Below are 23,664 nucleotides of genomic sequence, written 5' to 3' on the forward strand. Positions count from 1 at the left end.
CATTACGTAGCCTGCGTTAATTGTCGTTTCCTTTTTCTTATATTGAAGGAGAAGGTGAGGTGTGAACTTTGGAGAACCAGAATTTTACGAACTCCAACGAGGTATTTCCGATTATTGATCTGATTCGACGCGAAGTACGTAAGGAAAGGGTACATGCGGGTCAGACGGACGACTTGTTGGAAAAAAAGGCTCAGGAGGAGCCCAATGTCATGACCATCGACGTGGCCCGTGAAATGCTTCAATATCCTGCATTGGTAACGTCAGTGTTATACACCTATGATAACGGCTTGCTGGAACGGCTAACGCTGTATCGGGACGATCTGTTGCAGGTGACCGGATTTTTTATTGAATTTGAAGCCTCCACAACCCTCAATGCAGAAATGGAAGAAGAGGCTGATATTCCATCGTTAAACGCTATACGGGGAAGCATTATTCGTGAAAATGGTTTGTTCAAAAATCTGACTCTTGATTATGTAAGGGCGGTGTAGTCTTTGTCCAGTGGTGCTAATTTTGCAAGCTATATGGTAGGAGGACGTTTGGACCCGCCTTTTATGCCAACGAAGACCCAACCGTACATTGTGGGCAATCGGATTGAATCCCGAGGAATTGGCAAGGTAGAAAGCACAATGCAAGTCAGCCATGATTGCGAGCTGCTTGCGGTAGCTGTGGGAGCATCTTTTTATGAGTCCAGCGATTATTGGAATCTGTATGTAGGGGATAAGCTGATATGCCAACGTATCTTCACGAAGGATCTACCTGAAGGGATGTATTTTACAGCCGTTATTCCTTGTCCGATAGGGACGGAATTTCGTTTTGAGTTTTTTAATGAAGGCGGCAGGAACAAGGATATATGGGTGAATTATCAAATGCTCCAATAGAAAGGAGGTGAAACATAATGCCAGAGGATAGTCCTTGGCTGGAAATGCTCGTTAACGAAGATCAGTTGTTGAGTCAAATCGTTACCCTTTGCTCTCAAAACGGATGGGATATTGTGGATGAATTTCATAAGGTCGTGTATTCGAGCCGACTGGCCAAACCCACGATTCAGCGCTTCTCTCTTCCACTCGTCAACTCCTATGTAGATATTCCCAAGCTTGCGCATAAGGGTGACTACTTTGTGTATTTGGATGGCGAGCTTATGCCTTCTTCCTATTATTCAGCAGAAGAGAAGAAGGATGGCGGACAACGTATTAGCTTCGCGTCAGGGGTTTCAGGAGAGGCGGCTGTTTATTACAGTGATCTGAACGGCTCGGAGGAATTTGAATTTGTCGTAGCCAAGCACTACATTTTGCGAAATGTATCAGGGCATCTTTTTGGCATGGCTATGCTGGGCAGTGTGAAGGAAAAGCTGCACAATACAGGCTCAAAAATCCCGTTTGCTGTTCACAGAAACCATGCCGGTTGGGGAACGCAGCTGGAGCCACAATCTGATGGGATATTCTCTTGGGCTGTTCAGAAGGTCGAACAGGACAATCTGTTTGAGCGTCATACGATGTATTTTTATCAATTGGAAAAGTTCGTGAATACGAGCAGAATGATTGTAGGCTGGGATAAATCCGCTGATTTTAAAAGGCTCGCTTTGGATGTAGAGATTCAATCCTCTATGTGGGGGCTGCACGATGAGACCCAAGCGCTTCAGTTGATGATTACGCATCAATTCCCTCAATTCTACCAATCTCCTTACGTTGCTTCGCGGACGCGGATTCCGCAATTGGATCGCTATGAACAGGTAGCCACCATGAATGTGAAATTCACGAACTGGTGGCAGGACAGTAAGGTCCAGCTTAGAGGCTACGTGGATGCAAAGACTGTCATGCTGGTTTTGCTGGCAGATACAGCACCTGCCTGGGAGCGTAATGCAGTACCTTCGATCCCGATCTATATGGGCGATTTTGATGTCAAGGGCAATACCCATTCGATAATGAACGAGAGTTGCGTTTTTGAACTGAATGGCGGTGAGGAATCTCGCAAAGCAACCTTTTTCTCGGATAGTCCTATGGTTAATACCGGATCGACGATGAAAGTGTGGTTATCGGGAGATGTGGCTGCGGAATCAAACTATATTTCTCTACGTGTTGCAGGTCAGGAGCTTGTAAAGCTACGAACCACGGAAGCCCACACCCCCGCCCATTCCAGAGATCAGGCAGAGTACCTTGGAGAGTTCTCTGTTTACGGGGTGGATGGTAAAAATTCATTTAACTTGGAAGTGTTCTCTTCTTCTGGAGTTGATGGCTTTAGTCCTGTTTCCGCAAGAGTCTGGGTGGAGCTTCAAATCTATACAGAAAACGCGGGTGCTACAGCTGCTCTATTCGCAGGGACTGCATTTGCAAAAGACGGCTTAAGTTTAGAGAGTGCGCTCAGCCAATCGGCCCGGTTTGACTATGATGATGCAGATCCAAAACGTCATCAGGATACGCTTATGCCGATGCTAAAAGGATATCCTGTTCACCCGAGTAACGGTATTGATTCTGTCATGGTCAAGAGAACAAAGTATGGTGCACGTTATCAATCGTACTATTTTGCCTGGACTGTTCCGTCGAACAGGATGCCTCCCTTGCGGGAGGACACGACTGGAGCCAAGCACGTTCGAGCCTGGAACAACAGCGATATGAGCAGTGCCTATCAGTATCAGTTTAATCCATCCCGCTACACGGAGCAGGTACATTCTTCGAGAGCTATATTAATACATCCGGAAGATGGTACGCACGGAACACTACGAAATGTTATTTTACTGTCGCCCCTAACTATAATGAATGGGGATGAGCTGGAGGCTGTTGATGAACACTGCACCGATGGAGAGGGTGCTAAGCATCAGACGTATTCTTATTATTTGACAGAGGGCATATCACCATTGACCAAGCGGGCAGCGACACCTTATCGACCAGCGGGTATCGGTATTCTGAAGGCTGGAAATCTTCGAAGGCCAGAAAAACGGTTACCTATTTCGCCGCCTGCGCTCGTTGTATCCCTGACTCCATCCCATATTTCGGTCCATGCTGGGGAGGGAGTGGAATTGATGTCTTCCTATAACAAGCATTCTCCGGTATTGATCTCCAACTGGTTTGCTTCAGGTGGTGCGAATCCAGAAGGCATTACGGTGAATAACGCCCGCTTTACTTTTCAGAAAGAGGGGAAGTATACCGTAACCTTTACCTTAACGAATGAGCTGGGACAGACAGGAACGGCGACAGCGGACATTACCGTAGTGAAGTAGCAAAGAACACAATCGTAGTTCAAAGAAAGGGGAGAAACAAATGTCATTCATTGATACGACAGCAGCAGCATTTACTCCAAAAGTAACGGAAGCGGACTTACAACCCCGTTTGGGAGAGTTGCTGGCTACGGCAGGCTGGAAAGTCGCAGCCAATTATAAAAGGGTCATTTTCGACGCCAATATTACCCATCCTTCAGATGCAGTGAGGAATTATACAAATTTCCGGATTACGGTTGCCGAACATTTTATATATTCCAATAAGGATAATCAAAGCTTTGGTATCGCCATCGCCGGAACATGGTACCCTCGATTGGTTGATTATGTGAAGCGTCCAGATAAAGATTCCTACAAGCAATTTGGGGAATGGGCAACGAATGAATTCCGCAAATACCGGCTTTCCCATACTTTATATGTGTACATGCTGGAGGATTTAAAAGGATTGAAACCAGACGGTGCAGATGTTGTACTGGCCTGGAATGATAATTCTGAAGCCGGACAGCTTCGAGCAGCGCTAGATATCGAAGTAGAGGAATCTGCCTGGAAAACAACGGTTAGCGGTCCTATGTTTACGGTGACTAAAGCAGAAGGCGCGCGTATGCAGTCTCCGATTATGCAAGCAGGTCTGCGCTACAAGCTGATGGAGTCTTATTACAACAACTCTTTTAATTATCCTGTCCAAAACACAAACTGGTGGAGTGATTCTGAAATTTCCGTAAAGGGGACTCTTTCAGATACTAATTTCTTTTTTACCATTCAGTGTGATAATGTACCGGCTCCAGAAAACAATCTGGTTCCGATCATTCCGCTCTACTTTGGCAAGCTGGACCCAGTCGAGGAAGGCGATAACGTTTATGCTTTATTTGCAGGAACGGTTCCGATCAGGGATACGGTGAATGGAGTCGCTACGTATGATTTTGACGATACCACTACCCGACAACCTCATATTATGCCTTTATTAAAATCATATCCTAACTTTCCGGCTAATGGTCTGGATAATATCATGGTTAATCGCGCCAAGCTGGGTGCGAGATATCAAGCCCATTATCTTTCCTGGAATTCGCCACCCAATCTCATGCCGCCAGCCAGAACTTCTGTTGACGGCAAGAAGGATTACCCGAGAGCCTGGAATAATGCTGAAAATCCTTTGTACAAATACACTTTCAATCCTTCTCGTTACAGTGGGAAGGTGCATACTTCCAAAGTATACGTTATTCACCCCGAGGAGGGTGTGCGCGGTACATTAAAAGATACGATCTCTTTGGCTGCCTTTTCGTTTAATGCCAACAAATTAAGAGTTAAGCGAGCCAACTGTCCAGATGAATTTGATGTATACCGTTACTTCTTGATAGAGGGAATTTCCCCATTGACCAAAAAACCAGGTACTCAATTCAGATCCGCGGGCATTGGCTTGTATGTGAACACCGTAGATGATGAAGGAAATGAAATAAAACCAACTACTCTGTAGTGTAGCTTGGCTAATCTAATATTAGAGGTGATTGATTGTGTCGTGGTTTGATGGAGATGCTACTTTTCAACTGTTTCCGCAGGAATTAGAGAAACAATTCAATGCTCATGGCTGGAACACGTTTATTAAATACCGGGCAGTAACCGGGAACCCTAGAAATACGGCGACCAAATTTGCTGACGTCCGATTGTTCAGGTCCACGGGCAGTGACGGTCAGATACGTAACTTCGGCATGGCTTTTGGTTACGGTGGGACGGTCAAACAGCCCGGGGAGATGGACTTCATCTCACAAAACTCCATGCTTGGAGAAGCACAGCGGGTACAAGGTAGTGACACGCAATTGCAGGTCGTCGTACGTCCTGTAGAGGCGGACTCGGAGATGCTGTATAAGAATGGCGTATTCGTTCAGAAGACAGAATATACCTTTGAACCTTACAGTGGCGTGTTTAAGCTGAATAAAGCTGCACTAGCAAGCGATCAATTTACCGTATCCTATGCACCTGCTGCTAATGCTCCAAGTCTGCCCAAACGTTTATTTTTCTTTACCTTCGATGATGTACGCTCGGAAAAGATCGTAGAAGCTGTAAATAACGGAGTAAGGGTAGGCGACCCTGAATCCCTTCTTCCTGACGGAGATGGAACTCGTCGAGAATTTAAAATACCTGCTGACACGACCATCAAGGCAGGAAGCGTCCGGTTGTATATTAATCAGGTAGAGGTTTCTCCTACCGATTTTACAGTTGACTACGATACCAATACGATTAAAATCCCAACAACAGTGAAGGCGCCGGACGCCGGTAGTGAGCTTCACGCTTCTTATATCAGAGTACTGGCGGGTACGGGAACAGACATGATTAATTTCGGGGATGTGACTACCCGGAACTTTGACCCGGATTCTGGAGCAAGCTTAATGGACGCTGTGTACTCCTGCATATACTATATTTATCCTTCGTTGCCTACAGCGTTGTCTTTTACTTCACTGGATAATTATACTCGCGGCTGGCAGCGTGATTCCAGCATCTATTATTGGGGGAACTTCAACAAAGACCGTATTGTTATGTTTCTGCGTCCCGATCCTACCTCGGGTCCTGAAAACACATACTTTGCACCACTTTACATTGGCAAAATGACCACACTTGGCAAATCGCCAAGAAAAAATCACGTTCTGATCTCTGGATGCCGGGAAAAGGACGAAGTGAAATGGAAAAAGGATATGAAGCTGGGTGCCACATACGTAGACTATGGACTGAATACCTCGAATGGTAACAGCTCCGTACAGCTTCAACAGTCTATTGGCGGAACGTATTATCAGCAGCATTATCTCGCCTTCATTACACATGATAAACAGGTGGATGCGGGTGAGTCCCGATTCAATCCTTCGGTATACAGCGGAAAATACCACATTTCTCCTATGTATGTGGTTCATCCAAATGACGGTTTTGTCGGTAAGCTGGATGAGTGCTACGCTGTTCATCCGAAAAATATCTCTCAGCTCGACGAGCTGGAGGTCGTAGAAACGACAGATCATGAAATTCTGGGCACAGGTGATGGGAAAAATAAGGTATTCCATTTATCTCATCAGCCTTCATTAAAAGATGATGGTACACCATTCAATCTGGTGATCAAAGTTAATTGTGTCGAGGCCAAATTCGGCACGGATTACACATTGGATCTGGAAACCAAGCAAATCACGTTCCTGGACGGTAAAGGACCGAAAGCGGATGAAGAGGTTCTGGCCACCTATGAGTATAAACAGATTTACCGTTATACCTTGGCGGATACACCTGTGAGCCCGTTCACGCTGGCTACCATTAGTCCATTCGCTCCGATCGGCTTGGGTATTCTGAAGGAAACGCTTGTTAAGAACAGTTAACCTACAGGGTTAAAGGAGGTCGGCGGTGACATGCTGGACGGTAAAAAATCTTACCTGATCAGTATCACCGCCCTTTTTTCTAAAAAGGGCTATGAACTGGCATTTGGTACAGACATGATCTTGGATACACAGCGGGATACGCGTTACCATCTGTCTGCTCCTGTGAATAGTACGTACCGAACGCTGAGGCAGGATACGTTAAAGAATGCATCCAAAGCTCCATATTCCGCTACAAGTTTATTCGGGAGAGATTGGAGAGAGGCAGCGATTGCTGGTGAATTCGAGGGTCAAACCGTGGAAGCCGTTCACTCGACCATTGTATCTTACCTATCAGATATTCACAGGCATTTTAGAGGAGAACTCAGACAGAAAGTGCAGCAACCATCACGTTCTACAGCGTCAGATGCGCGTTGGAAAATGGGTAGCAAGATCCATTCCATGGAACATGCAGATTCTATACAGCAGGGATATAGGCAGGAGTCCATTCAGGCTGATTTTATTTTTAATGCGGTGCAGGAAGAAGACGCAGTTTCTGAAATAAGGCAGCAGGTAGAGGCTTCAAGTGATGCTTATGAATCCGGGAAGGCTTTCTCTATTTATGAGGGAGTTTTTGATGCAAGCTCTGGATCTGAGCATCGACAGGGTGACGGATCTCCCTCTTCTGAATCTGCAATTCATGGAGAAACGGTGAAGCAGGGAGACAACGTTGAACAACAGACGGTTATTCATCAGATATTTCAGGATCGAGAAGTAGTGGTAGAACAGCAAAACGCGGCTGAAAGCCTTGCGATGGAAACTCTCTTCCAGCCAGCAAGTGAGGCGTTGCGCTATCGAACCGATATTCGGGATGCCCTGATTGAGACATCAGAGTCCAGTGTGAAGGAACAGATTTTGGATTCGGACGAAATCAACGATTTAACAAAAGCCGGGAAGCTTGAACAGGTAGTCGGGACTATTCCCGATGATTTGCGAGAGACAGAGGCTAGAGCCAAGGATGATAATGCTCCCATGGAAGCTCGTATGGCGAAGTCCGACAAAAGCGAGGATGTCATCATAGATTGGCAGGTGTCTGTCAATCAGCGCCAATTTAAGGATTCCACCGACGAACATAGCACTGCTGCATTGATGCGTTCCGGCACTGGTGCTGAACATGAACGAATGGGCGTAACAGAGTTGAGTCATGACAAGCCAATGATGATTCAAGAGTCTGCCACAGGTAATCGTATTTATCCTCAAGTTGCTACGGAGTCTCAAGGCATGCTGGCTAAAGAGATCCGCTCTGTATATGGCGAACAAGCGATGGAATGGGTTGAAGCGGGAATGGAAAGTAGTCTGCCAGAGGGCTTGCAGCAAGTTGACGTACCAGCCACACCAAGCTCGATTGAAAGTGTAATTCATCGAATGCAGGAGACTTTGAACGGCGGTTCACTGGAGGGGGTTCAAGGTCATTCGATGACAGGAAGCATGGAATCATCTGATGGCACGATAGGTGTGCAGACAGAAATGGTTACAAGCGGTTTCACTTCCTCAGGCCGGGACAGTTTGAACGAGCCTGCGAGCGTGGCTAGCTACAATAATGAACAAGTCTATCCTATCAGTCTAAATCAGTATAGAGCAGCTTCTCCATACGACGACTCCAAAGCTCAGCCAGTGGAGCGGAGCAGTACAGCTTATATTCATGCCTCCACAGATGCCGACAATGAACATTTGAGTTCGGGTATCCTTGAGCATCACGCGACGTTAGACGACTCTCAGCGTGGAGAGCGGATATATGTCAGTGAAGAAGGAGAGTTGGACGATCTTGGTTCTGCCCGTTTTAATGGCTTGGAGTTGGATGGGCAGCATGGAGAGTTGCTTGCAGCTCATGTTCTGAGAGAAATGATTGCAGAGTCTCCTGAAATCAGCAAGATGGCTCGAATGCTCCGGATTATGTATGGTGAGCAAGCGATAGAGCTGATTGAAGCAGGCATTGAAAATATTGTGGCAGAGGCTGTGAAGGAAGGGACAACTCAGGCTTCGGTAGATCTAATTACAGATAGCGTCATTCATCAGTTGGAAACATCATTGGGTGATGGTTCGCTGGAAGCTATCCAGATTCGTTCGGATCAAGCCAATATTGAGCATACCGAAGGAACGTTACAAACGAACGCTGAACAAGGAAGCAAGTCTTCTGCTGAAAAGGGACAGCTTACAAATTCCGAATCCGGTAACTCCTTCTCTTCTAAGGAAGGTGCGTATCATGCGATGGAACATGCAGAAAGACGCATGTCTGCCGAAGCTGAATACCAGGCATTGGGCAAGGCACTTATTAGCTCGGATTGTGCGAATGTCATGATACAGGACACGGAAACAGGCAGAACCTTCTCTAGCACTACAGGTGTCACGGATTCCATGGAACAGGGCGTTCTCCAATCGTTTACGGATGGTGAATACAGTCATTTGGAGAGGGCAGCCATGAGCGCTGGAAACTTTGATGCAACGGAGTCAGGGCCACTGGAAAGTGCACAGTATATTGGGGAATTGGATGCGGAGAAAGTGGCGTTGGTTCCAGCAGAGCGAACAAGCATTGAGAGCTTGGAAGCGGAAAAAGTCGTGCTGGTTCCGTCGGATCGGATAAGTATAGAGAGTCTGGGAGCAGAGAAAGTCGCGCTGATTCCGTCGGAACGTGTAAGCATTGTGAGCGTGGAAGCCGATCGGCATGAGGTCAAAGCTGGCGAGCTCTTAGAACAGATGAAGGAAGCTGATGTGACTTCATTGGAGCACGCTTTTGTCTATCCGGATATTCAAGCCGGTGTTATCACTAGCGGCACTTGTGCAGACAGCCAAGAGAATAATCAGGTCTCCGATGCTGTTCTCGTTGACGGAGAGCAAGCAGCCTCTATGGAATCGGTTCGCGAGACGATTACAGATGAGATCGATCAGGCGAACAGCATCATGAGAACGAATGAGGCTGTGATCGAGCAGGTGCATGGACAAGGTAACAATGTTGAAAATGTACGTGAAGCCATATGGGTACACGGGGAAGGCTCCAGTGGTGAGAAGCAGACCTACACCAGTGTCAGAGACGATCTTGAAACAGCCACGCTAGGAGATATCAGCAAAATGGTGGATATTCAGGAGCTGGAACAAGGCCAAGCCAACGAACAAACGTTGGAAGCAGTGGTGCCTGCTCATACCGATGCAGAGCCTATTTTAAAAATAGAAGAAACCGACCTGCATGCTATATCTGAAGGTACTCGTAAGAAGAAGGTCATGTCTACAAATATTGAGGATGAACACCAACAAGCTAGCAGAAAGAAAAAGGTAATAAAAACACAGATTACAGATGCAGAAGAGGGTACACGTTTGAAAAAAACAGCTACTGTTCGTATCGAAGCTCCAGAGTCAGCCAAGCGGCATAAAACCCTGAAGACGGTGATTGGGACTCCATCCGAAGCTACGAATCAATCGGTACCAGGCATGCCTAAACGAAAAATATGGATGATTATGGGCAAGATCGCTTCTTGGAACATTTGGAACTGGAAGAAGACAAGGTAGGTGATAGAAATCTCATGGGGATTTACAAGAAATGGAGTGGATTGATTTTTGATGATGCGTTCCAAAGTGGAGAAATCCATTCCCGCTACCAATTATCTCCGACAACGGCTTGTACCCTGGATACAGGCTTGCAGCAGTTTATCATGTCCCACACAGAACCGGAAACCATGCTTTTGTTTGATGCACCAAAGGATGAGCCTACCCTGCTGTTAGAAGTTACTGCTGACTATGTTCCTATTGCATATGGTGACGAAGGGGGGATTGTCATCTGGCAGGATGGCTACCATCGGCTGGAATTCCTGGAGAGTAAGGATACGACAACCCGGGAGTATAGCCGATGGCGGGCAGAGAAGAAGGGCAATCGATGGATTTTTTATGCTGATCGCGGATTGGGGTGGGAGCTATTTGACTCGGCTGATCTGTCGGCTGAAAAAATAGGTGTCCTCTTAAAAAATCCACAACGTGATGAATATGAAAAACTTGGTTTAGAGAGGCTTGTGTTATGTAAAAGCAACAAAATAACGATGGGAAATTTGCCAGAAGGCTATTCCGTGTTTTTATGCGATCCCGACGGATATGCTATTGCCTCCTCTAAAGTAGAGCCTACGTGGACAGGGGTACATTTGGAGCTTCCGACGATGCCCTTTAGCGGAATGCTGAGGGTTTATGATGAAAATGGAGTTCTTTTATCGAGCCTTGGCGAAATGGATATGTACGGTGGTGATCTGTATCTGTATGGTACCGATCTTCGTGTGCTGTGGAAGGATAAAGAGCTTAGTTTAAGCGGGGAAACCTACCTGGGCACGATGTATGACAATACCATTCAGGTTCAGATGGAGCTATATAATCCCTCGAAAAATAAGAAGTCCGAGCAGATCTCCATGGGTATCCTGAAATATCTGGAGGAATTTGGTTATGAATGGGCGGACTTGAGCCATGATGATGGGTCAGATCATCCGCAAGGGGATTATATGCAGCGACTCCCTATGGGGACTCTCCCCCCCGACGGCAAGATGAAATTCTGGATGAAGATAGAGCGCAAAAATGAGCACTTTGGCATCAAGCCGCTTCATTTTATTTTGGATATTACTCATATATAAGGAGGTGTTGGATTTTGGCTGGTACGAAGATGACGTTGCGCAGATATGGAAATGAACTAATCTATTGGAACGAGCAGGAGATTATTGTGGATCAGGCCTACCTGGACAAGCATAAAGACTTGTACATCCGTCTGACACATCCTTATATATTGGGTACAAAGATGCTGGACGTATATCTGAATGGGCAGCATTTGCTGGTTCAGGGTGGATATGAAGAAGTGGACGAAAACACGATTCGTCTCGATTTGGGCACATACCCGCTGGAGCATCCATTGGCAGGGCAGCACATTCCTCTCGTGATTAATGATGAAATATACATCCGCACCTGGAAGGCTGAGTATCGTCAAGGGGGCGGAAGCGGTATTGATGATCTCAGGTTCAAAAGGCTGGAGGAAGAAATTGTATCGGCCCGTAAATATACGGAGCGTGATGTCCTGTTTCATCGTCTGGATGACAGGCTGGATTATATTCAGGAGCGGGCAGAGGTCAAAACGATGGTATTTGTGCTGGAACGGATTCCGCTGGGTCCCTGTAAATATGAAATGAGATTCCCCTTCGAAGGTAAGATCAGAGAAATATATGCTTCTTGCGGAGCGTACGGGACAAGTAAGAGTGAGTTTTCCATTGAAAAATGCTCACAGTTCGACTATGAAACGTTGCCGAACTGGACTAATATTTTCACCCGCAACCTGACCATTCATGCAGGTGAGAAATCCAGTAATACGAGCAACTTACCCTATGTTCTGTCCGATCCTCTGATTCATAAAAATGATCATTTTCGTATTTACACTCATATGGCAGGCGAAGGCTTAAGAGGCTTGACACTAGAAATTGTCGTTACTATATAAGATGGAAAATAAAGTAAAAATTAATGATTTACAACAAAATATTACTACAGTATCGGATAAGAAGGCATCAAGCAAACTTATATTGCATTCGTAACAAAACATAAAAGAGGATTTTGCAAAATCCCGACAAGGAGAGGTATGTTATGGCAGAAACAAGAGGTATTGCGAGATTTCGTGGTGAGCAGTTGAACAACAAACTGTTGCGGAATCAACATTTTGACGAAGCGAACAAGATTGCAGAGAAGTACATTGACCTCCAGTTTCATAATCACCGTGAAATTTTGGAAGACACCAAGATTGATGTATTTGTACAGGTTAATGAAAAAGCGGTTGCTGGCAGCACACAACTGGATGTATCGGGCGATATCGGTACAAGAGCTGTCTCGACCGGAGCCAAGGTGGAGGGTGTCGTACTGACCGAGAAGGTGCAGCTTCGCGCCGCTGGTACAGATAGCCCGATTGGAGACAGCGATTCTGACGTGGTATACGGTCGTCTTGAAGAAAGTAAAGGCAGCTACCTTCTGAAATTTTATAGTGTAGAAGGGGGCAAAGAGCAGCCTTATACATTTGATGCAAAAGCGAACAAGATTGATTATCGTTTCGTGATTCGCACGAATTTGTCTGTCATTCCTTCGGATGCGATCATTCAAGGCGGTAGCGGATTCGTGGAAGGGGCCACCGATGCCAAAGCCTATATGAACCTGATTCAGCTGATGAAGGATGTGTATGGTTCGACCGGTACGCTGGACAATGACGGTAATTCGAATCTGGTAGTTTCTATTCAAGATCAGATTCGCCAGGAGGCACAAGATCGCCAAGATGCGGATCAGGCGATTCGGGATCAGTTGGCGTCTGCTACAGGCGCACAACTGATCGGGGTTGCGACAGATCCGAACTATAGCGGAGTGACTTTACAGTTGGCTCTCAGCCATTTGGCGCAGCGCTTGAAATCTTCTGAGGATTTGATGAATGGAATTAATGACCGGGATGCAGATTCTTCAAATAATTACTTCAAAGCAGGTGCTTTTGGTAATGCGGAAGGTCGTATTCTTGATTTGGAGAAGGCGGCAGATGCCGCGTTCAAAGCATTAAGTGTGAAAGTGGGCACTATCGAAGCTGCGGATGAAGAAGAGGTATTTGAAGCAGTTGGGGGCGAGACGGAATACACTCTAAAAAAGGGAAAAGCCAAAGACAAAACGGTACATCTGGCCATCAACGGGCAGCTCCAAACACCAGGTATTAACTTTACCTATATCAAGGATGTCAGCGGATTGATTACAGGCTTTAACTTTACGCCGGATACGTTGAAGGTTGTCGAAGATGTACCAGATGTTTTGTTCATTCAGTATAAAAAGGCTGAATAAGCAATAAGCAGGCTTAATCCTATTTTAACTCTATATCCATCAGCTTGAGCTATAGCAGCACCCCTTAGAAGCGTTGAACGAGTGTATGCTCATTCGTAGCAGCTAAGGGGTGTATTTATGTCTACTACCTCTAAAGAATTTTGTATGCTTTATCTCCGCAGAATGTTAGTTTTCGATTCAAGTTACTTATATTGAGTATGCCATGAGGAACGTGGCGAAAGGTTTTATTTTATTTTATCTTTTCTAAAATGAAGGAGGAAAAAACATGCCAGCACCAGCAGTATCATGGCTTAAAACAGACAACGTAACAACATTGTCAAAATGGGAGATCGGGACGATAGACGCAGGATCTTCTTCTCCATCCCTGGGTGTACTTATTTGGAACAACCGGGGAAATGTAAACACTGACTTCTCTACGATGACCAATTGTACCATTACGACCAAGGATAGCTCAGGTGGGGATAGTGGGGAGCTGGTACTGAATACATGGATTCAGGTACGTGTGGATAGTATGGCAGAATCCAGCTTTACTTCTATTGGCGGGACAGCGACGAAGGTCATTCAGGCGGGCGGGAATACGGTCAATTCCAAGGGAACCTTTTCGCCGGGAAACAAGGAAATTCTGGGCGTTATCAACGATGGCTCCGTAGGGAACTCCAAAGGCAATTACACACAAGTGACACTACAAGCAAGCGTTCCAGCTACAGCTACGGCAGGAAACGTTAACTTTTTGACACGTGTGGCCTATCAATACGTCTAACAACTGATATCCAATACAATGGGAGGAAGAATATCTATGTTTGCACAATGTAACGGATATTCTCCTGTGTCACAGGATTTTATTTGGCTGGGTGAGTACACAGACGGTACTCACCTTTCTGAGTATGATTTTGTCACTCAGGCAGAAAACAGCTTTTACGCCATTCAAAGAGATAAATTGATTCGCTTTGGTATGGTTGGGCACGGTCAAACTTTTTTCTTTGAAAGTGACGGTATTTTCAAATTGGCTGGCAGGATGGTGGAGCTGGTATATTCAACGTCGGACAAAGACTATAACCTGACGGGTAACGTGTTTCAATCCTACAGAGACATTATTTCATATAAGGATGCGGAGGCATCTGGATTACCCAATTACAGCCCTGCTGCGGCTGGAGAAAAAGGTGTAATGAGTAGTACGATTACCCAATTTAATTTTGGATATAAGGCGGCACTTCTGTTTGACCATGTTGAATTTCATGTCAAAGCGATCTGTAAGATTCCATTCAACGCACCCGTTCATATGGCATTGAGACTAGTATCCAATACGGAACTGAATGGTAAATTACAGGTCAAGGTAAACGGCTTGGTTACTCAGGAATTTAGTGCTCCATTAAAACCCGATATCGGAGGTGAATTGAATTGGCTGGTTCAGTAATTCGTAATTATACGATTGAAGTGGATAACATCAATAAAAAGTCAGTATTCAGTATATACCCATATCCTGTAGAAGTTCTCACTCCAAATGGTTGGGAAAGTATTAAAGAAGAATTTGAAGAGCTGCAGGAAAAAAAGCTGGATGTCAATGATACATTAACACCTGATGAAGAGCAGATTTATCAGGAATATAAGCAATTGGCTGATTCCTTTTACGAGAATAAAATAGCTTCCACGATTATTTTGGATACCGTCGATCCGACGGGAATTGACATCGTAGGCAGAGATCGGGTGCAGCATGTATTGGATGCGGAAACCCGTGGACAGATTCCGTTTGGCCGTGAATTCGCTTATGTGCATGGAGCCTCCAACCTTAGCGGAACGATTATTTTACCCTATGATGATTATTCGGATGTATACGTAGTCAGTGATGCGGATGAAGACGGTGTTGCCGAGCTGACCTATGTGAAGACGAAGGAAGAGACGGACGGCGTAAGACCCTATTATGAAAAGATAGAGGGTCAGACCTATATTTATGTGGATCACTTCTCTGGTGGTGGTGGAACGCAGGCAGATCCTTATATTGTTTCTACCGAACAGGATTTGGATGATGTACGGAAGAAGCCTGGGGCCTGGTATATGCAGGATAGGGATATTGTCATGGGGAGCTTTCAGACCGGAGAGGGGTTTACACCGATAAGTTCTGGTACTTCTTTATTTACAGGTGTGTATGATGGTAATGGTTACTCTATAAAAAGCTTGTACATGAATCAGGATAGGGATTTTGTTGGTTTATTTGGATATACTCGATCGGCAACAATTCGTAATTTACGGTTAATCAATCCTAACATAACGAATAAAAAGTTATATACAGGTGCTTTAATAGGTTATGCATTCAATACTTCAGTATATAATTGTAATGTTATTTCAGGTGTAGTAGAAGGTCAGAGTGGAATTGTTGGTGGATTAATAGGTTATCTAAGTCAAACCAATCAGAATTACGTAGGCAGCTCAATCCTTAATTATTTATATAATTTTAAGTGTAACGTTCGATCAGCAGGCAATATTGCAGGAGGGTTCATTGGAAATGTAAATTATTACAGCGGCAGTTTCTCAATTGCATATTGTTACTCTACCGGTAAGGTTGAGGATATCACATTAGCTCGGGAAAGAAGCAATATTGGGGGCTTTATAGGCAGTAATAATACTTCTGCAATTACAAATTGTTATTGGGATATAGAAACCTCTGAAGTTCCAACCAGTGCAGCAGGTGTTGGTAAATCTTCGTCGGAATTAAAGGTTGCATCCACATTTGAAAATTGGGATTTTGCAAATTATTGGTACATGAGTCAGGATTACAATGGAGGATATCCAGAACATAGACAGTTCATTCGATACCAAAGTGGGACGGGCACAAAGGAGGATCCTTACATGATTCTGACCGAGTTTGATCTTGCTCAAATGCGCTGGTTCCGCAATGAATCTTATTTCAAATTTGAAGATGATATCAAAATGACACAATTCCAGGCGGAGGACGGATTTTACCCCATTGGTTTTAATCTTGTGGGTAAAGAATCGTATTTCAAAGGATATGTTGATGGTGGAGGGCGCTGTGTTGCTAACTTATTCATCTATCGTCCCAATGATTCATTTTTAAGTCTGTTTGGCTATATGATGGGCGGGTGGATCAAGAATCTGGATATCATTGATTGTAATATTACAGGCAGCAGTTATACGTCAGCATTAGCAGGCCAGGTTTCCAAATCTACCATTAGCAATTGCCATGTCGATACATTTTCATATTGCAAAGTTACAAGTACAGGAAGTCATGGAGCCGGTTTGGTAGGACAAATAACTACGGATGGAATCGTAGAGGACTGTAGTGTAAATGTAACTGTTGTAGGAGTAAGCTACACTGGAGTGTTCGCAGGCTATCTCACTGGTAATGGAATCATACGCAGATGCTATGCTTCTGGTAAAGGCGAGAGTACAGGGGATTACTTGGGGGGATTTTTAGGTTATGGTGCTGGTTCCTCTGTAGTGGAGGATTGCTGCACAGTTGCGAATTTAAATGGAAAAACGGTGGGTGGATTTGGTGGAAATACGGTTACCCTCACTATAAGACGGTGCCTCGCGTTAGGCAAGGCATTTGCTTCCTCCGGATTGAATGGATTTATTTACACAGGAAGCGGAGCCTTTTCACATAATTACTTTGATAAGGAATTGTATAAGACTACTTCCGGTACAGGGGGATCAGGCCTAACCACCCGTGAAATGAAGTACAGGGGAACCTACTCCAATACGGCCTGGAATTTTGATGATATATGGATTATGGATCCTAAATATAATGACGGTTATCCTGCATTAAGAAAGCTCCTACCTCTTGATCTACCGTTGCTCGGCTTCCGTAATGAATTTGGTAAATACTATACGGATAATGCAGGAGAGCGGCTGCGTTACCTGGAGTTTGGTACATTAGTCGCAAGCCAAACCTCTTCTCCAAAACCAGTATGGTTGCAGAATAATGCTGATTTCCCGGTAAATCAGCTCAAAGCATGGGTGGACAGCACGACGGTAGCCAAAGGGATGGAAATTGATTTAAGCATGTCGGATACTCCGTTTTTACCTGCTCAGGAATTAGCCTTTAATGGCACCTTGGCCAAGGGCGGCGCGGAAAAGTTCTATGTCCGAATCAAGTCGGATATTGCAGTGAAGACGGGCGGAACGTTTGATCTAAGGGCGAAAGCAAGCCCCATGTAATGATGTTCCAATACAATGGAATAGGGCGTGATGTTGATGTTTAGTAAGAGAGGATTAATCCTTTCCCTTCACGCTTCCCTTGCCGATCAAGGTTTGGAGGTTGGCTCCAACTCAAAACCCACTTCGCAATGGCATGATTTGAGTGGTAAAGGAAATCACGGCATACTGAATGGCTTCCATTTTACGAAAGATGATGGTTGGGGAGGCAGAAACACCCCCGTCGATCCCTATGCCCTGTTTTTTAACGGGACGAGCCATTATGTCCAATGTACAGGCGCGGATACCTCTAAGCCTGTCGCCAGTGTTACCTTTGAAGTGTGGATATATTATATCGGGGGCAACGTTGTTTTGTCTTCCGGGGGACGGTTGAACGATACCCAGGGCATTTTGGTCATGTTTAACCCTATGGGGGAATTGGAGCTTCAGGTTGCGACCCGTACAAGAAAAGCATATGCCAACTTAGGGGAATTACCCAGAAACAAATGGTATCATATTGTTGGCGCATATGATGAAATTACAGGCAATCTATCTACCTTTCTGAACGGGGCTCCTCAAGGAAATGTGCAAGCTGAAGTCACTGAACATATCAAGCAGCCAGATGGACTTTTTATTGGCAGGCACAGTACAGAGGATAGCCAATGGTTTCGTGGATATATTCCTGTTGTACGGATGTACAATGTTGCGTTAACGATGGATGAAATCGTTGCAAACTATATGGCTGGTTACCTTTTGGGGATAGGTCATTCTGACATGCAGATTTATACGAGAGTACCAGAAAGGCAGAATCTCACAGCATCTTTGCAAGTGGGAATTAGCGGAGGAGTTCAAGGAAAGCAGACCATTATTCCTACCGACATGGCTGACATGTCTTCACATATAACCGTTAAAAAGCCTAGTCATATAGTGAGCAATATGCATATTAATACTCATGTTTCTGTAAAAGCGCACTATGCGACCCGCCCTGCGGATCATGATGATGTACAGAGTACTATTGAAGTTAAAGTAGCGGATAATCTTGCAGCCGTACTGGGTGTTAGTGCGTCAGGGAAAACGGCTGTAAAGGCTCGATATAGTATCCTGCCTGCGGATAATAGTGATGTCCAAGGTAGGTTGGCAGTTAAGGTATCCGATCATCTCACTGCTGTGCTGAGTGTTAGCTCATCAGCTATAGCAGTAGGCACATACGATGTGAAGCGGCTCATGCCAAATGATTTGCTTTCCAGCCTGAATGTTGTGCAACAGGGATTACCTTCCCGTATATCGGTTCAAGCAAGTACTACCTTAGCCGCCAAATACGATATTCATGCTGTTCAGGAGCAAAACCTCAAAGCTGTAATAGAGGTCAAAGAGCCTAATGATATCGTCAGTAGCTTAAAGGTAAACACTCAGGTAAACAGCAACGGAAGATATCAGGTACGGGGAATTGAGCCTGCTAATCTCAGCTCCAGCCTGCAAATTAAGTCTATTCATCAAATATATTCATTATTGTCTGTACGAGCCCATACTCACCTGGGCGTGAAATATGGTATAGAGTCTCTTGGAGCCGAAGACTTAACCTCCTTCCTGACGGTACCAAGTATATCTGAACTACACAGTAGCATTCTGGTAGGTACCCATACCCGATTAATGGGGCATTACCATATTCGTAAAAGTCATGTTATAGATATATATGCTAGTCTGGAAATTAAGAAGACGGAGAATCTACCTTCATTCTTGTCTATTGCATCCTTTACCCAGTCTACCGGCAGATACGGGATAACTTCTCGGAGTTATGATGATCTTCCGTCTGCAATGACGGTTCGGGAAGTTTCGAATATGGCTTCATCCATAGGAGTTGCACCCTATACATGGATGAAAGGCAGATATGATGTTATCGAGCCCCCAACGTACACGACGATTATGTATTCTAATAAAGATGCTTTTGTTCGTGAGTCTCAGCCCAGATTAAACTATGGTGTTGAGGAACAAATGTATGTCGGATATTCTGCCTCGGCTCAGGAAAGATACAGATCTTATGTTGGCTTTGATTTGGATACAGCTTCTATTCCCAAGAAAAATACAACGATTAAATCTGCCGAGCTCAAAGTGTATTTCGATGGTCGCAACGTACCCCTGAAGGGGATACAGCTCATTGAAGCATCCAGGGAATGGACAGAATATGGAGTTACCTGGCAAAACCAACCGTTTCCGTTTGGCTTTAGCAGTCCTAATTCAACCTATGACGGTATAAACATCGTTCAAGATGTAGGTGGAGATTCAGGGTACATTTCTTTTGATGTGACTGATTCCATTCGTGCATGGTATGAAGGAAAAAGGCCGAATTTTGGATATATCTTTAAAGCTCTGGATGAATTTGAAAATGGAAGTATCCGTTTTTTTACCAAGGAGCAAAAATCGTACCGTCCTATATTGGATATTACCTACTATGATACTCGTATCTATAGTTTGGGCAGGAACAGTATAGAAGGTGGCCTTACCTCTCGTGTAAGTAAGGTGTCTCATCTTCCAGCTTCGTTTCGCATCAAACAGTCCCATGGAGCAACGGTTTGGAAGGGAAGCTTGTTTGTCCATAACCAAAGGGAGGTCCTGGCCGATATCACAGTGACGGTACCTAACTTAAACGGTAAGGTGTCCGTACGGCGCAAGGATAATCATTCTTTGAAAGCTCAGCTTGTTATTGCTGTTGCACGTGAGAATTCTATGGACAGCACCCTGTGGGTGAATAGGAAAATAGTACCTTCGAGTATGTATGTCTTTTACAGGGAGAACCTTGCTTCCGAACTGAGCGTTGCCCGCTGGGCAGCTCCGTTTCCCGAACTTCCGGCAACGATTCTTGTCAATCGAAAGGAAACGCTTGGGTCGATCCGTGTAAGAAGGACAGAGCATCAGGATATCTCTTCTGGTATGGAACTGAGTATCCCTAATATATTAGGGAGCATAACCGTCTTTCAGGGAGCGGTAAAGAAAAGCTCTATTTCAGTCCGTAGATCTCGTGAAGCGGATCTGATGGTGGAGGGGCATATACTTTATAGGCAAGATATGCCTGCGGATATGAATATCCACAATCCTGATTTTTACGGCAGTCTCCAAATTGTGTTTGGTAACCTGCTCATATCCGATTTGTCTGTAAGAACAAGAGCGCAATCCGGGCTATCTTCAACGGTCACAATACCGCATTATACTTCTTTGAGATCAAGTATAGCGATCTGGCCGAAAAAAGATGTGCCTTCAAGTCTCACTGTACTTTCAGGAAATTTATGGGCCTCCATATCCATTCCGTACCATATAAGAATGGATATGCAGTCACGAATTACAGTGCGAGTTAAGCTCATTTCTGATCTGGAAATTGCAGTAGGAGTAAGATCCGGTAATCTAGGCTCTAACATAAAGGTTCGAGTGGACAGCCATACGGATCAGTCTTCTCATCTGCGAATCAGACGTAGTCATTTGGACTCTATCTCGAGTGAGCTTTACGTAAAAACTTGGGAGAAATCTGAACTTAAAGGCAGGATCAGTACACGGAAAAGCCGTGAATCTGATAGATGGTCTCGAATCTCGGTGCGTCTTTCCGATCAGCAGGATTGGGATACCGAACTATCGGTTCGTGTTATGGAACACCATGATCTGAATGCTGAAGTGGGGATTAGGCGGGACGCAGCGTATGATAAATATGGTCGCGTTACCGTTCGACATTCAGAGCAAACAGAGCTTCCATCAGATTTGGAGATTCGGGAACATAGTCACATCACAGGCTATCTAACTGTGAGAAGGAAAGCACAAATAAGCTTACAAAGTGATATGAGTGTGTGGGAGAAATCCATTGTCACTGGCTCAGTGGTGGTCAGACAGTATCGACAAAATGATCTTCATGGTTCCATGGACATTTGGAAAAGATCTATATTAAAAGGCCATATTTCCGTGTGGCAGAAAGCATTACTACCTGGGGCTATACAGGTTCAGGTGTATGATGATATGGCTTCCAGTATAGATGTGGCTACAGAATACGGATACTGCTTTATCATGTAAACTTAACCCCTGCTATTCGTAGCAGGGGTTAAGTTTTACTGATTTTTACTTATATTGAACCTGTCGGGGAAGAAAATAGACAAAAGGCAGGTGATATGGGCTGGATATAAATGTAATAACCGCGGTTATTGGAGTCATCGGCTACGCCAGCGGTCGTAGCAATAATAAGGTCTCGGATCGAGAGCTATTGTCAAAAGATGAGCAGGCTTTCCGGGTCACCCTAATGGATGCATTGTCAAGTCATAAGGAGGAAATCCATCGCTTAAGTGAAGCGGTAGCTGTACTTCAAGCTGAAAATTTAAGTTTGCTCGCAGAAAACAGATCCTTGAATGCGAAGGTAGAGGCATTGGTAGCCAGACTTGAAGGTGGATAGGAAATAGATTTATAGGGGAAGCAAACTGACGTTTGAAATGAAGTACTAATTGGAGGCTATCGAGGAACTTCGACAGTTTTCAAAAGAATGTTGAAATAGGTCTTATGGAACATGTTCGAATTGAGTCAAAAGGCTTGTTTTTAAAGATGTATACACAAAAAAATGGAACAATATAACCAGATGAAAATAACATCAATCAATGCTAGGAATTGACAAGGTTATATATACCTATTAAAATGAGAACATAAGTTCGTGTTTTGAAAAAGTAATAGATAAATTGCAACTCTTCTGATAGATATGACGACTATTAGAGTAGAATCCTAAAAATTATATATTCAATTAGGTAAATGGAACTGATTCAAATGTATTACGTATTAAAAAAAGAGTAGGGTAAGATAAAGAAAAAAGTGGAAACTAATTGTCGAATGTCGGAAAGGAGTTGTGATACAAGTTTTAAGGAGGGAACAGAGTGAACTGGAACCTATTGAATTAAAATAAACTATTAAAATAGGAGAACCGCAATGATAACGACAAATGTTAGCTCATTTAACCCAGATACCTTAAATCATATTTTTAACTTTATACTTCGTGGTGTTAACGAGGAGGATCGAGAAGATGTGAAACAGGATTCAATCGTTCAAATTCTGACAGCGATCCACAAAGGGAATATAAAAAAGGATATATCTACTTTTTCACATACGGTCATTAAACGTTCTGTGGTTGACTATTATCGTAAAAAAAAACGTAAAATTACACAGTTCAGTACAACCGTTAACTTTTGCGATGGCACAGATGAAGAAGGCTCAATGGCCAATTATTACTCGGTTCAAGTGAATGATTACGGGTTTAAATTAGCAGACGTGAAAGTAGACTACTTAAGCAACCGTAATAGATTCACAAAACAGGAGCAACGAATCATAAATTTCATGCTATTCACTGAAGAAGGCATGGATATGAAACCTGCAGAAATCGCCCATTATCTTGATATTCATAAATCCCATGCTTGTCGAGCCGTGAAAAAACTAAGAGAACTCTATAAAACTGAGATTGACAAATAAACATTCTGATATACCACTATCAGAACAAAATCAAATCCAAAAGGAAATAGAAAGGCACTACGCACTGCCCCTTACTATACATTAATTAGTATACATATCTGACTGAGGCATTGCAAGTGAATGATTCTGAAAATTTAATGAAAATTGTTAAAAAGGAAGGTAGTTTACATGTTGAGTCGCTATATAGTTGGTGGAAGATTAGATCCACCTTTCTATCCTACCAAAACAAGGCCCTGCATAGCAAGCCGCAGGGTTGATATAGATGGTTTAAGAGCTTTAGAAGGTAAAAGGAAGGTAACAGACATCTTTAAGATATCTAATGATCTGGAGTTTTTCGCTATTTCAATAAAGGCGGATGTTATTACCCCTGCCGATTATTGGTCCTTAGTGGTTGATGAAAATGTAATTGTTAACCATGTATATTGCAAAGATTATAGTGAAGGTCTCTATTTTCAGGTAGCTCATCCTGTAATGGGCGGGCGGGAATTTCGTTTTGAATTTTACACGGAGAGTGCTGACCGCAAAAGAATAGAAGTATCCTATTATTTTTTGACAGACCCGAAGGTTACCCTTCGTCTAAACGGTATAACGAACCAAAGTTATGATCCTATTTCTCTACCTGACCGGGTTTAA

16 protein-coding genes are annotated in these 23,664 nt (G+C 44.2%); all 16 read left to right on the forward strand.

Annotation, left to right across the window (positions count from 1 at the left end; genetic code table 11):
* Positions 1–68: 68 nt before the first annotated feature.
* Complete coding sequence (locus ABH897_RS12240) at positions 69–488, forward strand: hypothetical protein (RefSeq protein ID WP_404592047.1); 420 nt, start codon at positions 69–71, stop codon at positions 486–488.
* A 3-nt stretch (positions 489–491) separates the two neighbouring features.
* Positions 492–878: a Low copy number virion structural protein gene (locus ABH897_RS12245; RefSeq protein WP_404580807.1), complete on the forward strand. Its 387-nt coding sequence runs from the start codon at positions 492–494 to the stop codon at positions 876–878.
* A gap of 17 nt (positions 879–895) precedes the next feature.
* Positions 896–3,214, forward strand: coding sequence for a PKD domain-containing protein (locus tag ABH897_RS12250; RefSeq protein WP_404592048.1), 2,319 nt, complete (start codon positions 896–898; stop codon positions 3,212–3,214).
* A gap of 40 nt (positions 3,215–3,254) precedes the next feature.
* Positions 3,255–4,679 carry a hypothetical protein gene (locus tag ABH897_RS12255; RefSeq protein WP_283655133.1) on the forward strand — a complete coding sequence of 475 codons (1,425 nt, stop codon included), beginning with the start codon at positions 3,255–3,257 and terminating at the stop codon, positions 4,677–4,679.
* 37 nt (positions 4,680–4,716) lie between these two features.
* A complete protein-coding gene (locus tag ABH897_RS12260) occupies positions 4,717–6,552 on the forward strand; it encodes a hypothetical protein (protein ID WP_404519921.1) in 1,836 nt (611 codons plus the stop codon).
* 30 nt (positions 6,553–6,582) lie between these two features.
* Positions 6,583–10,089: a hypothetical protein gene (locus tag ABH897_RS12265; protein ID WP_283655135.1), complete on the forward strand. Its 3,507-nt coding sequence runs from the start codon at positions 6,583–6,585 to the stop codon at positions 10,087–10,089.
* A gap of 14 nt (positions 10,090–10,103) precedes the next feature.
* Entirely contained in the window at positions 10,104–11,189 is a 1,086-nt protein-coding gene (locus ABH897_RS12270; protein WP_283657989.1) for a cell adhesion protein, read from the forward strand.
* Positions 11,190–11,203: 14 nt separating this feature from the next.
* A complete protein-coding gene (locus tag ABH897_RS12275) occupies positions 11,204–12,037 on the forward strand; it encodes a hypothetical protein (RefSeq protein WP_404592050.1) in 834 nt (277 codons plus the stop codon).
* A 143-nt stretch (positions 12,038–12,180) separates the two neighbouring features.
* Positions 12,181–13,401: a hypothetical protein gene (locus ABH897_RS12280; RefSeq protein ID WP_404592052.1), complete on the forward strand. Its 1,221-nt coding sequence runs from the start codon at positions 12,181–12,183 to the stop codon at positions 13,399–13,401.
* Between the two features lie 265 nt (positions 13,402–13,666).
* Positions 13,667–14,161 carry a hypothetical protein gene (locus tag ABH897_RS12285; protein WP_025682889.1) on the forward strand — a complete coding sequence of 165 codons (495 nt, stop codon included), beginning with the start codon at positions 13,667–13,669 and terminating at the stop codon, positions 14,159–14,161.
* 36 nt (positions 14,162–14,197) lie between these two features.
* On the forward strand, positions 14,198–14,815 hold the full coding sequence (locus ABH897_RS12290) for a hypothetical protein (RefSeq protein ID WP_404592054.1): 618 nt from the start codon (positions 14,198–14,200) through the stop codon (positions 14,813–14,815).
* Entirely contained in the window at positions 14,800–17,574 is a 2,775-nt protein-coding gene (locus tag ABH897_RS12295; RefSeq protein WP_404580811.1) for a filamentous hemagglutinin, read from the forward strand. The genes ABH897_RS12290 and ABH897_RS12295 overlap by 16 nt, the downstream gene beginning before the upstream one ends.
* A gap of 36 nt (positions 17,575–17,610) precedes the next feature.
* The gene (locus tag ABH897_RS12300; protein ID WP_404592056.1) at positions 17,611–21,600 is read left to right on the forward strand and encodes a DNRLRE domain-containing protein; all 3,990 of its coding nucleotides are present in this window, start codon (positions 17,611–17,613) and stop codon (positions 21,598–21,600) included.
* 232 nt (positions 21,601–21,832) lie between these two features.
* Positions 21,833–21,973 carry a hypothetical protein gene (locus ABH897_RS12305; RefSeq protein ID WP_404529655.1) on the forward strand — a complete coding sequence of 47 codons (141 nt, stop codon included), beginning with the start codon at positions 21,833–21,835 and terminating at the stop codon, positions 21,971–21,973.
* 521 nt (positions 21,974–22,494) lie between these two features.
* Positions 22,495–23,031, forward strand: coding sequence for a sigma-70 family RNA polymerase sigma factor (locus ABH897_RS12310; RefSeq protein WP_283655143.1), 537 nt, complete (start codon positions 22,495–22,497; stop codon positions 23,029–23,031).
* Between the two features lie 168 nt (positions 23,032–23,199).
* Positions 23,200–23,664 carry a hypothetical protein gene (locus ABH897_RS12315; protein ID WP_404592058.1) on the forward strand — a complete coding sequence of 155 codons (465 nt, stop codon included), beginning with the start codon at positions 23,200–23,202 and terminating at the stop codon, positions 23,662–23,664.

Source organism: Paenibacillus sp. RC73 (genome assembly GCF_044908085.1).
GTDB lineage: Bacteria > Bacillota > Bacilli > Paenibacillales > Paenibacillaceae > Paenibacillus > Paenibacillus terrae_A.

What these genes read in the sequence shown, in the direction of transcription:
- ABH897_RS12255 (WP_283655133.1), top strand. Translation starts at nt 3,255, where the DNA reads ATGTCATTCATTGATACGACAGCAGCAGCATTTACTCCAAAAGTAACG.
- ABH897_RS12310 (WP_283655143.1), top strand. Translation starts at nt 22,495, where the DNA reads ATGATAACGACAAATGTTAGCTCATTTAACCCAGATACCTTAAATCAT.
- ABH897_RS12250 (WP_404592048.1), top strand. Translation starts at nt 896, where the DNA reads ATGCCAGAGGATAGTCCTTGGCTGGAAATGCTCGTTAACGAAGATCAG.
- ABH897_RS12300 (WP_404592056.1), top strand. Translation starts at nt 17,611, where the DNA reads ATGTTTAGTAAGAGAGGATTAATCCTTTCCCTTCACGCTTCCCTTGCC.
- ABH897_RS12265 (WP_283655135.1), top strand. Translation starts at nt 6,583, where the DNA reads ATGCTGGACGGTAAAAAATCTTACCTGATCAGTATCACCGCCCTTTTT.
- ABH897_RS12270 (WP_283657989.1), top strand. Translation starts at nt 10,104, where the DNA reads ATGGGGATTTACAAGAAATGGAGTGGATTGATTTTTGATGATGCGTTC.
- ABH897_RS12285 (WP_025682889.1), top strand. Translation starts at nt 13,667, where the DNA reads ATGCCAGCACCAGCAGTATCATGGCTTAAAACAGACAACGTAACAACA.
- ABH897_RS12280 (WP_404592052.1), top strand. Translation starts at nt 12,181, where the DNA reads ATGGCAGAAACAAGAGGTATTGCGAGATTTCGTGGTGAGCAGTTGAAC.
- ABH897_RS12290 (WP_404592054.1), top strand. Translation starts at nt 14,198, where the DNA reads ATGTTTGCACAATGTAACGGATATTCTCCTGTGTCACAGGATTTTATT.
- ABH897_RS12315 (WP_404592058.1), top strand. Translation starts at nt 23,200, where the DNA reads ATGTTGAGTCGCTATATAGTTGGTGGAAGATTAGATCCACCTTTCTAT.